A 15,014-nucleotide genomic window follows, 5' to 3' on the forward strand; every position below is an offset into this window, starting at 1 on the left:
TGACAAGGCACCCATGCACTGGGTCTAGTGAGAATGGATCGCCCATCCGGTCGCCGTGCAGTCACAATACGTAAGCAGACCGCCGGTACGGCAATCTGTTTGAATTCCTGCATCACCCACCACTAAGGAAGACTATGCCCAAGACGACCGTGTGGCGATCAGGTCTGCGCCGCAGCCTTTGGGCCGTCGCGGACTACCGCAATCTCTGGCTGTCCCAGACCACCAGCCTGTTCGGCACCGGCATCACCCTGCTGGCCCTGCCGCTGGTGGCGCTGCTCGCCCTCGATGCGACGCCGTTCGAGGTCGGCTTGCTGTGGGCCGTCGAGTACCTGCCGATCCTGCTGATCGGTCTGCCCGCCGGTGTCTGGGTGGAACGGTTGCCGATGCGCGCGGTGATGGTCGTGGCCGACCTGATCCGGGCGGCGGCACTGCTCGCCGTGCCGATCGCGCTGGCCATGGACGCCCTCAGCATGCCGCTGTTGTACGTCGTCACCTTCGTCATCGGCCTGGGTACGCTGTTCTACGACGTCGCGCAGCTGTCAGTCCTGCCCTCCCTGGTCACCCAGGACCGCCTCGTCGACGCCAACGGGAAGCTGGAACTGTCCCGTTCGGTTTCGCAGATCGGCAGCCCCGCCGTCGGCGGCCTGATGGTGCAGCTGCTCACCGCCCCGCTCGCGGTGCTCGCCGACGCGGTCACGTACCTGTCGTCGGCGTACTACGTCCTCCGCATCCGCAAGCCGGCGCCCGCGGTTCGACCGGCCGAGAAGAACAGCCTCCGCAAGGACATCCGCGAGGGCATGCGCTTCGTCTTCGGCCACCCGCTGATGCGTCCGCTGTTGTTGTGCGCCACGCTCGCCGAGCTTGCGTCCGCGATCATCCTTGCCCTGCAGGTGGTCTTCGCGACCGAGGAGCTTTCCCTGAACCCTGCGGTGATCGGTGTCGCGTTGGCCGTCGGCAACGGCGGCGGTGTGGTCGGGGCGCTCGTGGCGGAGCCACTCGCACGCCGTTTCGGCACCGGCATGACCTTCATGGCCTCGATCGTGCTGTTCACCGCCGGATCGGCCATCCTGCCGATTTCCACCGGGCCGGTGACATTCGCGTCGGGAATGTTCGTCGCCTACCTCGGCGCATTCATCTTCAACGTCCTTCAGGTCAGCCTGTGTCAGGCGGTGACGCCACCGCACCTCTTGGGACGGATGAATTCGGTATTCCGGTTCGCCACCTGGGGTGTCATTCCTCTGGGCGCGGCCGGCGGCGGACTGCTGGTCGATGTGATCGGGCTACCGGGCGTTTTCTGGTTGGCCGCCGGACTCAACGCCCTGTCTGTACTGCCGCCGCTGTTCTCCAAAATCCCCAAGCTGCGCGACGTCGTCCACCACGATTCAGAGGTTCCGGCGGCAGAGGCTGTGGCGGACGGGAAACACGCCTGTCCGGAAGAGCCCGCGGCGGGTTTGCGGTAACTCGTCGGTCAGGTTTCCTCCTCGGGGTCGCGGGTGGCATTCGTCAGCTCGGCCGATCGCAGGGCTGCCCGGCGCCGGTCCAGGCGTACGCGTCCGGCGCCCAGTCGTGCCGCTCGATCGGACTCGCCGGCATCCTTGCCGGAGGCCATGTCACGTTCGTCCAGGTACGTCGCCAAGTGGTGGATCGTCGTGTACTCGAAGAACGTCACGATCGACAGGTGGTGACCCCGTCCCGCGAGCGCCCGCTGCACCTCGAACAGGAGCAGCGAGTGCCCGCCGATCTCGAAGAAGTTGTCGTCGAGGCCGACTCGTTCCAACCGCAGTACGGCGCACCAGATCTCGGCGATCCACCGCTCCGTACCGGTGTGGGGCGCCCGGAAGTCGGGGTCAGGCTCCGCCGGCCCCAGGGCCGGCAGAGCCCGCTCGTCCACCTTCCCGTTCCGGTTGAGCGGCAACGAGTCCAGCAGCACGAGATCGGTGGGAATCATGTAGCGCGGCACCCTGCTGGCGAGATGCTCACGCAACTGCTGCCGCAGCGCCGGCCGGTCCTCCGCCTCGAGGTAGGCGACGAGGCGCTTCTCTCCCCTCCCGTCCTCGCTGGTCCTGGCCAGCACCACCGCGTCGGTGACCGCGGGGTGTCCGCGCAGTGCCTCGACGATCTCGACCGGTTCGATCCGGTAGCCACGCAGCTTGATCTGGCGATCGCGACGGCCGATGAAGTCGATCTGACCGCTCGGGAGATGCCGGGCGAGGTCGCCGGTGCGGTACATCCGGCTCCCGGGAACGTCCGAGAACGGGTCGGGGACGAAGCGGTCCGCGGTGAGAGCGGCCGAACCGTGGTAGCCGCGTGACACACCGATGCCGCCGATCCAGAGCTCACCGGGCACCCCGGGCATGACCAACTGCTGCCACGCGTCCAGGATGTAGACACTGGTCCCGGCGATCGGACGGCCGATGTCCGGCGGCCCGTGCGGGGTCTCGACGGGTTCGACGTGTCCGGCCGTCGCGGTCGCGGTCGTCTCCGTCGGTCCGTACTCGTTGAGCACCCGGAACGGCAGGTCGCCGGACGGCCGGACTCGCAGCCGGTCGCCCCCGATGATCAGCGTCCGCAGGGCCGGCTCGGTGGGCCAGTGCAGCGCCAGCACGCGCTCCGCCAGCGCCGTCGGCAACTCGGTGACGGTGATCCCCACCTCGACCAGCCACGAGCGCAGGCGCTCCGGATCGAGTTTGGTGTCCTGGTCGGGCACGTACAGAATCGCACCGGAGGTCAGGGTGGGCCAGATGTCGGTCACGGACGGATCGAAGCCGGGAGAGGCGATCTGGGCGACCCGGTCGGACGGGCCGAGGTCACAGCGCCGACGACGCCATGCGACGACATTGGACAGCGACCGGTGCTCGACCATGACGATCTTCGGCTGGCCGGTCGAGCCGGATGTCGCGATGAGGTAGGCGAGGTCGTTGTGCACCGCCGGATCCGGCGGACCGGCGTCGACCGCATCGGGAACGTCCGGCAGCCGGTCGATCAGCAGCCGTGTGAAATCGCCCGGGAGGCGGTTCGCGATCACGCTGTCGGTGATGACGAGGACGGCGCCCGCGGCGGCGTACTGGCCGGCCAGGCGTGCCGGCGGATTCTCCGGGTCCAGGGGAAGGTAGGCCGCGCCGACACACAACACGGCAAGCTCGGCGATCACCAGGTCGGCGCCACGGGGCAGGCACAGACCCACGACCGTACGAGGAAGCACACCGTTGGCGCGGAGGATGCCGGCCAGCGAGTCCGCCCGGCGGATCAGCTCGGCGTAGCTGACCTCGCGTGCCCCGTCGCGGATGGCCGGAGCGTCCGGTGTGTTCCGGGCCTGTTCCCGGACCGTCTGATGAACGAGGGGGCCGCCGTCGCCGTGGTGATGGCGCTCGGGATTCCAGTCGGCCAGCATCCTGACGCGATCCCGCTGGCTGAGCACCGCCAGCTTGAACAGCGGTGCCGCCGGCCTGGCAACCGCGTCGGCCAGCAGGCGCAGGTAGCTCTCGGCCATCCGGCTGACGGTCGCGCCGTCGAAGAGATCGACGCCGTACTCCCAGAGCATGGTGATCCGGCCGTCGGTGTGATCGGCGTCGGGGCCCTGCCTGTCCGCGTGCGGGATCACCACCACGTTCAGGTCCAGCTTCGCCGCGCCATTCCCCCGCTGGAAGATCGTCCCGGTTGCTCCGGCAAGGTCGAGGTTCGGGATCGGGGAGTCGTCGACGCTGAACAGGACGTCGGTCAGCGGGTTGCGGCCCGGTTCCCGGGCGGGGTTGAGCACGCGGACCAGCTCCGAGAACGGCAGCAGTTCGTTCGCCGCCGCGTCCAGCACGACGCCGTGCACCTTTCCGACCAGGTGTTCGAATCCCAGGGTGGCGTCGACCTCGCACCGCAACAGCACGGTGTTGACGAACATGCCGACCAGGTCCTCGGTACTGGGCACCTGTCGACTGGCGAACGAAGACCCGACACAGATGTCCCGCTGCCCGGTGCAGCGGTACAGGTACGCATAGAAGGCCGCGATCATGGTGCTGAACAACGTCACCCGGTGAGCGCGGCAGAATGAGCGCAGTGCCACCACGAGCCCGGGTGGCAGGTCCACCCGCAGGGTTTCCCCTCGGAAACTCTGGACCCCGGGTCTGGCGCGGTCCGCCGGCAGTTCCAGCCGGGGTGGAAGGTCAGCGAGCTGGTTTAGCCAGTACGTGAGCTGCGCCCGCATGGGTGGGGTCTCCAGCGCGGAGCGTTGCCAGCGCGCAAAGTCCCGGTATTGGATGGGCGGCTCGGCCAACGCGGGCTCGACGCCTTCGGCGAACGCGTTGTACAGCGCCTTGAATTCGCGCATCAGCAGCGAGAGCGACCACCCGTCGTGCAGCACGTGGTTCTGCACGACAATAAGTTCGTGTTCCTCGTCCGACAGCCGCACCACGGTCCAGCGAATCAACGGCAGGTGTTCCATATCGAACGGCCTGTGCATTTCGCCAAATACGATCTCGTCCAGCAGTTTCTGCTGTCCTTCGCGAATGTCGCTGATGTCGAGTCGCGTTGCCTGGACCGGTTGTGGCGGATGCACTACCTGCCACGGTTTACCACCGACCTCCGAGTACGTGGTGCGTAGGATCTCGTGCCGCCGGTGAATTTCCGTGATCACCTGGTCGAGCCGGTCGGGATCGAATGCACCGACAATACGGATCGTCGTCTGCGCGTGGTGGGCAATGGTGTACGGAGCGAACCGGTGAAGGAACCAAACCTGTTCCTGTTGGAATGACAGGGGGATCGCGGCGTCGGCGTCCGGCCTCTTCGCGACCACCAGCTCCGTTGCGGTCCGGGGCGCGACATACGCGGTAAGGGAGGCCTCGTTCCGGCCGGCCAGCACATGGGCGTGCGCGACTGCCTGGTGCCCGGCGAGTACGCCGGCGACGTCGGCAGGGTCGGCGCCGTACCCGCGGGTCTTGATCTGGTCGTCAGTCATCGGATCCCGCCGAGCGATCGAATACTGCTACCCATTGCGGTCGTCGCGCGCGTCTCCGAAATGATGCGACGACTGTTTCCGCGATTCATGACGACCTGAGTTCCATGAACGTCGACTCGCCTCATGTCCTGCGCTCCGCCTGCATAGACGTCAGAACCTCGCTGTCGCAACGCGCATTTCCTCCTGGCCTTTCGATATCCGTGCTTTTCAGTTGTGTGACAGCTCGCAGCACCAATTCACCGCGATCCATTCCGGCCCAATTAGTTCAGACGGGCACTTCCATGTCAAGAGTCGGACGGTATTGCAACCTGAACGGTAGGAGGCGTACACGTGAACGGCGCCGGATATGCACTGTCGCCACCGTCCGCTTGACAGGGTCCGGGTCGGGTGATCAAATATTGTCCAGCGAGCCATGTCGATGGCGGGTACTGAAAGCATCGCATTCCAGCGGCGGCCACAGTGGAGTGGGTTGCGTGATGAGCGAAAGCCGTTCGATCACGAGACGCTGACTTACGTCGTGGCGGTGAACGGCGAGAACGAGCACGCGCTGTAGCCGAAGCCTGTCGCCATTCCCGGCCGATGGCCACCCGTCTTCGACCCGTGCCGGCCACGAAGACTGTCTCGCCTACGTCTACCGGACGTGGACCGACAACGGCAGGCATTGCCGCGAACCGAACGGCGCATCCACCGACTGGTCCCTGCCGCTGGAACCTAGGACGCGGCCAGGGACCGAAGGATTTGATCCGTAGTCACCACCGGCAGCGCGTGCGCCGACACGGGTAGCCCCCGCCGCCTGGGCCGCCCGGGCCACCCGGGCCGAATCCGGCGGGCGGCCCCGTGGGCACGGCCGCCGGGGGCGCCTGGCTCGTCGTGGCTGGCGGCCGGACCGGGTTCGTGGCGCTCCGGGTGACGGTTGGCGCGCCGTTCGTCGGGGCCGGTGGCCGGACAGATGGTGACGCCGGGGTCGGCGATGGCGATGGCTTGGACGGTGGGGTCAGCCGGGTGTCGAGCCGGTAGTAGTCGGTGTACGCGGCGACGTTCTCCAGGTACGCCCGCGTCATCACGTCCGGCACACCGCCGGCCCGGCGTACCGTGTCGACACCCGCGCGCCAAGCCGCCGCGGCAAGCAGGTATGGGTCACCCGGGAGCCCGGACAGCTCACGGACCAGACGGCACAACGCCTCGCCCATCACCGGCACCGCCTTCTGCGGGTCCCACACCGACGCGCCCTCGGGGGCGTTCTCCAGCCACAGGTCCTCGGAGAAGCCAGCGATGCCCAACTGCCCGGAGGTTCCGCGCTGCTCCGGGTTGAAGCCGGACAGCGCCATCAGCTGGCCGGCGATCGCCGGCGGGCTCAGCTCGGGACACCGGCTTCCCGCAGTGGCCACCGCTCCGACCAACTCGTCGGGGATCGGCACCGCCTCCGGCGCGGACCCGGTCGCGGTGAACTGGGTCGACCCGGCAGACGCGAACTGCGGCAGGGTTTGGTAGTAGGCAGCGTACTTTCCGGCCTGGTCGACGTAGTCGTTTGCCTCGCGGGGCACGCGACCGGCCTCCCGGACCTCCGGCAGCCCCGACAGGAACGCCGCCAGCGCCAGCCGCCACGTGTCGCCGCCGACACCGCTCGTGCGGACCTGGCCGACGAGGTTGCACATCAGGTGCGCCAGCGCGAGCATGCTCGCTTCGGTGTTCTCACGTTGCGCGCCGGGCCACGGCGCCCACTGCCGCCACTGCTCGTCGGTCAGCCCGGCGATGCCCCGGCCCCCGGACGCGGTCCGCGCCGACGCCGGGTCCAATCCGGACTCGGCCATGAGCTGACCCGCTAGGCGGGCGGATGTCAGGGTCGGGCAGGCGTGGCCCGCCCGGTACACCGCGGTGAGCTGTTCCCCGGAGAGAGCGCGCCCGGTGGCCGCATCCTTCCCGGCGTACGCGAAGCCCCACCCGAGGCCGACCACCAGCACCACCGCGACCACCGCCGCCAGGCCCGCGCGCACGCCGCGGCCCGTCCCGGTGATCCTCCGTAGCCCGAAGCCCTGCACCGTGTACCAACCTTTCCCGGTAGCAGCCACGTCCTAACAACGCGGACGGGAGCGCACTCGTTCACTTCGGCGGCCATCGACCGTAAGGATTTTGCCCGGTGTCTCCCCGCGGTGAACCGGGTGGGGTGCCGGCCCCGTTGGAAGAGCGTGACTGCTATCGGGTCGAGGAGCCGCCGGCGAGACGCGCCCCTGCACGCTGAGTGGCGCGGCGCGACGGCCGTCATCTCGCACACCTTGGACCAGCCGCTGGACCTTTGGCGGCTGCTGCGGGCCGAGGCGCCGCCCGACGTCCTGGTCGTGCCGTCGGACCGCGCGCTGCGCGAGCCGGGCTGCGCCGCGCTGCTGCGGACGGTGGTGGAGGACGCCGCGGGCATCGGTGGGATCCGGCGCGTCTGGGTGGCCGCCGACCGCATGGGCCGGCCCGACGAGGCGTACGCGGCGTGGCTGACCGATCTCGCGGCACGCACCGGGGTGGAACTGCTCGCCCCGGACGGCCCAGTCGTCGCGGTGCCGGGCGGGACTCGGTACGCCGCGGGCGGCACCGGGGCCTGGGGCTGGCGCTCGTTCCGGGCCGGCGGTGGCGGCCCGGTCAGCGTCAACCGCTGCCCCACTCCGGCATGGGAGCCGGATCTACCCGACCGGCCTACGACGCTCGGGCGGCTGGTCGCGGATCCGGTGCCGGCCGGCATGCTGCTGCGCGCGGCCACCACTGTGCCGGCCGCCACCGGGGACCCGGCGTACCGCATCCCGGTCGACCCACGCGGGCCGGTGCTCGTGCTGCGCCACGTCGGACGTCCGCCGGCCTCTCCGGCGGACGTGGCGTCGCTCTTCGCCGGGCTGCCGGCGCATTTTCCGGTACGGGTGGAAACGGCGCTGCTGGACACGTCGGACGTCGTGCCGGAACCGGCATGGTTCGACGCGCTGGCCGCTCTGCTCGGCCACGCCCGGCTGCCGGAGCCGGCCCCTGTCGAACCGGTGCGGGAAGCGGTGCCGGTGATCGGGGACGGCTGGCGTCGCACCGGGGACCGGCTCTACCGGCACCGGACGGTGGAGGGGCTGCTCGCCGAAGTGGTGCCGCTGGGGGTGCTGCTGCGCCGCGACGGCGGGTACGCATCACCCGACCTCGCGTTCGTCGATCCGGCTGCGGGGCGCCTCGTGATGGCGCCGGAGACGTCCCCGGCGATGCTCGACGCGGTCCGCCGGGCGTGGCACAGGTCCCTCTCTCCCACCCTGTCAGCCGATCTACCGGACGACCTGCTGCCAGGGCTGCCCGACGACCTGCTGCCAGGGCTGACGGACGACCCGCCAGGGCTGACGGACGACGTGCCGCCAGGGCTGCCCGACGACGTGCCGCCGGGGCTGACGGACGACCTGCTGCCGGGGCTGACGGACGACCTGCTGGCAGGGGTGACGGTGGCCGAGGTGCCGGGGCGGCGCCCACGCCCTGCCTGGGCAATGTCGGAGACGGTCGCGCTGACTCTTCCGCTGCGGCCGCCGGATCCGGTGGCCCTGCCGTCGCCGGAGGTCGAGGCGCCCACTGACGAGACGCCGGCCGTCCCACCGCCTGTCACCGCACCGGCTCCCCCGCCGAGCCTCGACCCGACGGACCCGCCGCCTACCGTCACTCCCGAGCCACCGGCGCCAGCACCGTCCGGTCCCCCGCCGCTGCCCACCCGACCGGACCCGTTGCCGCCGGTACCGCCTCCCACTGTGGAAACACCGGGGCCCGGTGCCGTGTCACCGGCATCCTCCCCGAATCCGGCCGTACCGCCGCCGCCCGCTCCCGCCGCATGGTCTACCAGGGACACGCCCGTACCGTCGCTGCGTCTTGCCGGGATCGGGCCGATCCCGGCCATGCGCACCATCTCCGGCCCGGACGTCGCCGAGGCACCCCCTGTCTACGAGGACCAGCGGTGGATTCCGGCTTCCCCTGTACCGGTGATCGATCGGCCCAGCACGCTGGAGGAGCAGACCGCGCTGGCCACGGCCCTGGGGACCGCCTTCCATGACTCGATCACCACCGTGAACGCCGCCCTTGCCGCGTGGCCCGCGCTGCGCCAGGAGATCGTGGCGGCGGAGAAGTCGGATCTGGTCGCGGTCCGGGCATTCCTCGGCGACACCGGCACCTCGGCCGCCGCGGTCAACGCCGCGGTGCGCGCGGGGCTGGCGCCTGGCACGCCGGGCTACCTGCCCTGCCTGGTCTCCGGACTGCGCCGGCTGCCGCCGTGTCGCCGCGCGGTGATCGGGCAGGGACGGCTGGGCGTACCGGCCCGGCGGCTCTACCCGGAGGGTGCGACGCTCGTCGAGCCGGCGTTCCGCAGCGTCAGCGCGCGCACCGATGTCGCCGCCGAGGGGGCGGACGTGGACTTCGTGGTGTGGTCCCGGACAGCCCGCCAGATCGGCGTGCTGGCCGAAAACAGCGATCTGGACGAGGCGGTGTTCCTCGCCGGTTCGAGGTTCAAGGTGCTGGCGATCAGTGACGACCCGGGCAGCGACCGGACCGCGCTGCCTGCCACCGCGGTCCTGTTGCGCGAGCTGCTTCCGGGCGACACCGAGAGCGGCCGGGGACTCGACGACGACGACCGGGCCGCGTTGCGCCGGTTGGAACGGACGCTGGACCGGCGACGGTCCGCGACGCCCCGGATGGTCACCGACGCACGCACCGCCGCCCGCCTCGTCGGACCGCCGCTGGGCTTCGTCGAGCGGACCTTGACCGCGAACGCCTCCTGACCTGACGGAAGGTGACATCGGATGCGCAGCCGACGGCTCGTCTCCGCCGCGACGGCCGGACTCGCCGCCGCGGTCCTCGGCGCCGGCCCGGTCTGGGCGGCGCCGGTCGTCCCACCGCTCGGTACCGGGCAGTGCCTGCCCGCGCCGGCCGGGTCGAGCCCGGACATCCCATGGCCGCAGCGGCACCTGACACCCGAACGGGCGTGGGCGTTGACCGAGGGCGCCGGTGTCGTCGTCGCCGTCCTCGACTCCGGAGTGGACGCGCGCAGCCCGCAGCTCTCCGGGCGTGTGCTCCCGGGCATCGATCTGACCCGTACGGGCGGGGGGCGCGCCGACTCCGACTGCCTGGGGCATGGCACGTTCGTGGCAGGCATCATCGCGGCGGCCCCGGCGGCGGGCACCGGGGTCGCGGGCGTCGCACCGAAGGTACAGATCCTTCCAATTCGCATCACCGACCGGCCGGCCGGGGCGCCGGAGGCGATCGCGACGGGCATCCGTACCGCTGTGGACCGGGGCGCGGACGTGGTCAACGTGTCGGCCGGCACCACCGTGCGTGACCCGGCGATGGAGGCAGCGGTCCGCTACGCCGAGCAGCGCAACGTCGTGGTGGTCGCGGCAGCCGGCAACCGCGCCGAGGGGCCCGGCGTCCGCACGTACCCGGCGTCGCTACCGGGTGTCCTCGCCGTCGGGGCGATGAACGACAGCGGACGACGCTCCGACTCGGCGTCGGCGCCGGTAGCCCTGGTCGCGCCGGGTGAGGACGTGGTCAGTATCGGTCCACGCGGTCCCGGTCACTGGCAGGGCAGCGGAACCAGCTACGCCACGCCGTTCGTCTCCGGGACCGCCGCGCTGGTGCGCGCCTACCGGCCGGGGCTGAGCGCGGCGCAGATCCGACACCGCCTCCAGGCGACCGCCGACCTTCCCGCCGCGACGCTGCCGGACGCGCTGCTCGGCTGGGGCGTCGTCAACCCGATGGCCGCGCTGGCGACGGTGCTGCCCGAGGAAGGCAAAGCGGGCGCGGTGGCGGGCGAGGCGCAGCGGGCGGTGGCGCCGGACCTACGGAAAACTCCCGAGGTGGGCCCGTTCCTGGCCGCTGGCGTGGCACTGGTGCTGCTGGTCGCCGCGGGCGGCGCGGTCCTGGCCGTCCTCGGTCCGGCCGGCCACCGCCGCCGCTGGCGCCCGGCGCGTGTGGCCGACCCGTACGACCCGGCGCCGTCCCCCCAGGAGCCGGAGATCGCCCCGCCGGTCCGTTGACCGCGACCGGCGGGGCGATCCTCGGCCCGGCTCACTCGATGACGGGCGCCTGCACCAGACGCACGTTGCGGCGGCGATCGATGTACTGGGCCCGGCCCACCGGCAGCGTGCGAGGCCGCACCGCGCCGAGGAAGGCGCCCTCCTCCCGCGGGCAGGAGAAAAGCATCGCCGGGGTGCCCAGCTCCCAGGCGCGACGGACGACCTGGTCCATCATGGCGCGGGAGGCGCCCGCGGTCCGACGAGCCACGACCAGGTGCAGGCCGATATCGGCGCCGTGCGGAAGCAGAGGCAGCAGGTGTTGCAGGGGTTTCTCCGCCTCGGCCAGCTCGTAGTCGTCGACCAGGACGAAGATCCGGCCGCCGGTCCACCAGTCCCGGGACGGCAGACGGCTCGGGATGATGTCCGGACCTGGCACCCGCTCGGCGAGCAGACCCGCCGCTTCCTGCAGCGCCGAGGAGAGCGAGCCCGCGCTGACCGAGTAACCGATCTGGTGGTCCTGCGGCACCGCGTCGTACAGTTCGCGGCCGAAGTCGCCGAAGATGATCCGTGCCTCGTCGACGGAATGGTGCGCGGCGATCGAGCGGGCCAGGTGGCGCAGCAGGGTGGTCTTGCCGGTCTCGGCGTCGCCGAAGACCAACAGGTGCGGACTGGCGTCGAAGTCGTGCCACAGCGGTTCCAGCTTGACGTCGTCGAGGCCGAGGGCGACCTGGACGTCGGCGCTCGGGCGGGGCGCTGTGGGCACGGGCAGCGCGGTGACGGGCAGCCTGCTCGGCAGGAGTCGGACCCCCGGCGCGCGCGGCAGCGATCCGGAGGCGACCGCGTCGACCAGGTCAGCGACCCCGTCGGCCAGGTCCTCGGTGCCGCTGTCGCCGTCCACCCGGGGTAGCGCGCCGAGGAAGTGCAGGCGTTCCGGCACGATGCCGCGTCCGGGAATGGCCGGCACGGTGGCCGCGAACTTGCTGTTGATCTCGGAGTCGACCGGGTCACCGAGCCGCAGCTCGAACCGGGTGCCGAGGGCGTCGCGCAGCCAGGGCCGCATCTCCGCCCAGCGGCGTGCGCCGACCACGAGGTGTACGCCGAAAGCCAGGCCGCGGGCGGCGATGTCGGTGAAGCGGGGCTCCAACTCCTCGAAGTCCTGCCGTACGGAGAACCAGCCGTCGACGACGAGGAAGACGTCGCCGTACGGGTCCTGGTCGCGCAGCGAGCCGGTGGCGCGGATCCGCCGGTAGCTCGCCATCGAATCGATGTTGTGCCGGCTGAACAGGTTCTCCCGGGTGGCCAGCAGGTTCGACATCTCCAGCACGGTCCGGGTGACCCGGTCCCGGTCGAGACGATTCGCCACCGAGCCGACGTGCGGCAGTCCGGACAGCGAGGCAAGGCTGCCGCCGCCGAAATCGAGGCAGTAGAACTGCACGTCGTCCGGGCGGTGGGTGAGCGCGAGCGCGCAGATCAGCGTCCGCAGCAGGGTGCTCTTGCCGCTCTGCGGCCCGCCCACCACGCCGATGTTGCCGCGCCCGCCGGACAGGTCGGCCACGAGCAGCTCGCGGCGTTGCTGGGCGGGCAGGTCGAGCAGTCCGACCGGGACGGTGAGCGGCTGGTAGCCACCGATCGGACACAGCCCGCGTTCCGGGTCCTCGGTGAGCGGCGGCAGCAGCCGATCCAGGGTGGCCGGTTCCCGCAGCGGCGGCAGCCACACCTGGTGGGCGGCGGGGCCACGGCCCTGCAACCGCTGGAGCAGCACCTCGGCGAGCATCGGCGGCTTTTCACCGTCTACGCCGTCGGGGGTTTCCGGTGGCGCCGCGACCGGCTCGACGTAACCGGTACCGAAGGCGATCAGACCGGTCTGCGCGGCACCGCGCCGGGTGCGCCCGGCCGGCCGGTACGGACCGGAGGAGTAGGCGGCCTTGAACCGGGTCAGGGTCTGGATGTCCGAGCGCAGGAACCCGTTGCCCGGCACGTTGGGCAGCTCGTACGCGTCCGCGACGCCGAGCACGCTGCGACTCTCCATGGCGGAAAAGGTACGCAACCCGATCCGGTACGACAGGTGCGACTCGATCTGGTGGATCCGTCCCTCGTCGAGCCGTTGACTGGCCAGCAGCAGGTGGACGCCGAGGGAGCGCCCGAGCCGGCCGATCATCGCGAAGACCTCGATGAACTGCGGCTTGCTGGACAGCATCTCGCTGAACTCGTCGACCACGATGAGCAGCGCCGGCATCGGCTCCAGCGGGGCACCATCGGCCCGCGCCCGTTCGTAGTCGCGCCGGGAGGCATGGTTACCGGTGGCCCGTAGGTGTTCCTGGCGTCGGACCAGCTCGCCGGTGAGCGCGTCGCGCATCCGGTCGACCAGCTCCAGCTCGTCGGCCAGGTTGGTGATCACCGCGGCGGTGTGCGGCAGACGATCGAAGCCGAGGAACGCCGCGCCGCCCTTGAAGTCGACGAGGACGAGGTTGAGCTCCGCTGAGGTGTGCCGGGTGGCGAGAGCGAGCACGAGCGTACGCAGCAGCTCGCTCTTGCCGGAGCCGGTGGCGCCGATGAGGACGCCGTGCGGGCCCATGCCGTTCTCCGCGGCCTCCTTGAGGTCAAGCTCGATTGGGGCGCCGGAGGTCGAGATGCCGATCGGCACCCGCAGCCGTTGCGCGGCCGGCCGGTTCGCCCGGTACGTGTCCGGGTCGAAGGCGCGCAGGTCGGCGATGCCGAGCAGGCCGGCCAGGTCGTAGTCGGTGGTCAGCGGTTCCTCCGTGTCGACGGCCTGGCCGATGCGATAGCGGGAGATGCCGCGCGCCAGAGCGTCCACCATCGGCAGCCCGAGAGCGTCCGGACGGCACAGCCGGTTGCGTGACGGCTTGCCGATGGGGTCGAAGGTGACCAGGTGCAGGTCGTCCGGAGTCACCTCCGCGATCAGGGTGTGCGGGCGGGTCTGCCGGTCGAACGCCTCGGCGGTGTCCAGGACGACCGTGTTGCGGTAGCCCTCCACGGCGAGCCGGTGCTCACCGTGGATCGTCGGCCCGTCGAGCACGACCACGGTGAACGGTTCGGACGCGGTGATCGGGGTGTCCGGTTCGAACGCCGGGCGGTCGGCCACGCCGAGCGCGGCGAGCAGCGCGTCGAGCCCGATCAGGTCCGCGGCGACGAGGCGCCGGGCGCCAGCGCCGTCGGGCTCGTCGTCGTTCTGCGCGTGCGGCAACCATTTCAGCCAGTCCCAGTCTTCCTCGCGGCCCGGCGCGGCCAGGCACACGACAACCAGGTCGCCGGGGGCGTGCGCGACGGCGAGCTGGGCGAGCATCGCGCGGGCGAGGCCGCGTACGGCGGCCGCGTCGCCGGTGAGCTGGACGCGGGCGAAACCGCGCAGGTAGACCGCGACCGGCGACTCTCGAAGCGTCGAGTAGGCGCGGATGAAGCGGCGCAGCGCGTGCGCGGCCATCGGCTCGAGTTCCTCGACCGGTTTGCTCTGCGGCGCGGCCAGCGTGGTCGTCGACTTTCGAATGCCGACGCCCACCCGGACCTCGCCGAAGTCCTCGTGCGCGGTCCGGCGTTCCCACAGCCTGCCGCTCAGCGCGTGCGACCAGAGCGCCCGCGGGTCAGGGTGCTGCCAGCGCGCCGCGCGGTACTGGTCGACGAGCGCGGTGCGGGCTTTGCGCCGGATCTGGGTGAGGTAGCGGTGGTAGTCGCGCCGGTCGCCGTGCATGCGTTCCTTGTGCTCGCTGGCCGCCCGGAAGAACGGCACGATGACACCGGCGACCACCGACACCGCCATCAGGCCCATGCCGATGTACGCGAGCACCCCGGCGTCGCGCCGGACGAAGACCAGCATCATCGCCATCGACCCGAGGCCCATCGGGATGTAGAGCCAGATCTGACCCATTCCACCAGCGGCCGGCTCCGGGACCGGTGGTGGCGGCTGGAGTTCGATCTCCCCGGGCGGCGCCACCGGGCCCGCGGTGCGCGGACGGCGGACGAAAGGAATGGTGCCCACGCGTACTCCTGTCGTTCGTGGAGGTTTTCCCCCGACCTGTGACCGGCCGCGTGGTGGCGGGACCGACGGGACG

6 protein-coding genes are annotated in these 15,014 nt (G+C 71.0%); 3 read left to right on the forward strand and 3 right to left on the reverse strand.

Going from position 1 to position 15,014, the window contains the following annotated elements:
* The first annotated feature begins 134 nt into the window (after window positions 1–134).
* Window positions 135–1,460 (forward strand): MFS transporter, encoded by a 1,326-nt coding sequence (locus tag AB0J90_RS24935; protein WP_363599635.1) that lies wholly within the window; start codon window positions 135–137, stop codon window positions 1,458–1,460.
* An 8-nt stretch (window positions 1,461–1,468) separates the two neighbouring features.
* On the opposite strand, the gene AB0J90_RS24940 is transcribed toward AB0J90_RS24935, so the two are convergent.
* Complete coding sequence (locus AB0J90_RS24940; RefSeq protein WP_363599637.1) at window positions 1,469–4,945, reverse strand: amino acid adenylation domain-containing protein; 3,477 nt, start codon at window positions 4,943–4,945, stop codon at window positions 1,469–1,471.
* A 749-nt stretch (window positions 4,946–5,694) separates the two neighbouring features.
* The gene (locus tag AB0J90_RS24945; protein ID WP_363599639.1) at window positions 5,695–6,939 is read right to left on the reverse strand and encodes a hypothetical protein; all 1,245 of its coding nucleotides are present in this window, start codon (window positions 6,937–6,939) and stop codon (window positions 5,695–5,697) included.
* 279 nt (window positions 6,940–7,218) lie between these two features.
* Between AB0J90_RS24945 and AB0J90_RS24950 the strand changes: the two genes are divergently transcribed.
* Together AB0J90_RS24950 and mycP are read left to right on the forward strand one after the other, a co-directional pair.
* The gene (locus AB0J90_RS24950; RefSeq protein WP_363599641.1) at window positions 7,219–9,714 is read left to right on the forward strand and encodes a hypothetical protein; all 2,496 of its coding nucleotides are present in this window, start codon (window positions 7,219–7,221) and stop codon (window positions 9,712–9,714) included.
* A 21-nt stretch (window positions 9,715–9,735) separates the two neighbouring features.
* Window positions 9,736–10,968: a type VII secretion-associated serine protease mycosin gene (gene mycP / locus AB0J90_RS24955; protein WP_363599643.1), complete on the forward strand. Its 1,233-nt coding sequence runs from the start codon at window positions 9,736–9,738 to the stop codon at window positions 10,966–10,968.
* Window positions 10,969–10,999: 31 nt separating this feature from the next.
* Here mycP and eccCa read toward each other — a convergent pair whose 3' ends face one another.
* A complete protein-coding gene (gene eccCa / locus AB0J90_RS24960) occupies window positions 11,000–14,941 on the reverse strand; it encodes a type VII secretion protein EccCa (protein WP_363599645.1) in 3,942 nt (1,313 codons plus the stop codon).
* Window positions 14,942–15,014: the final 73 nt, after the last annotated feature.

This window comes from Micromonospora sp. NPDC049523 (genome assembly GCF_040676775.1).
Classification (GTDB): domain Bacteria; phylum Actinomycetota; class Actinomycetes; order Mycobacteriales; family Micromonosporaceae; genus Micromonospora_G.

Bases quoted from the DNA above. Each gene is read 5' to 3' on its own strand.
- mycP (WP_363599643.1), top strand. From the start codon at position 9,736: ATGCGCAGCCGACGGCTCGTCTCCGCCGCGACGGCCGGACTCGCCGCC.
- AB0J90_RS24935 (WP_363599635.1), top strand. From the start codon at position 135: ATGCCCAAGACGACCGTGTGGCGATCAGGTCTGCGCCGCAGCCTTTGG.
- AB0J90_RS24940 (WP_363599637.1), bottom strand. From the start codon at position 4,945: ATGACTGACGACCAGATCAAGACCCGCGGGTACGGCGCCGACCCTGCC.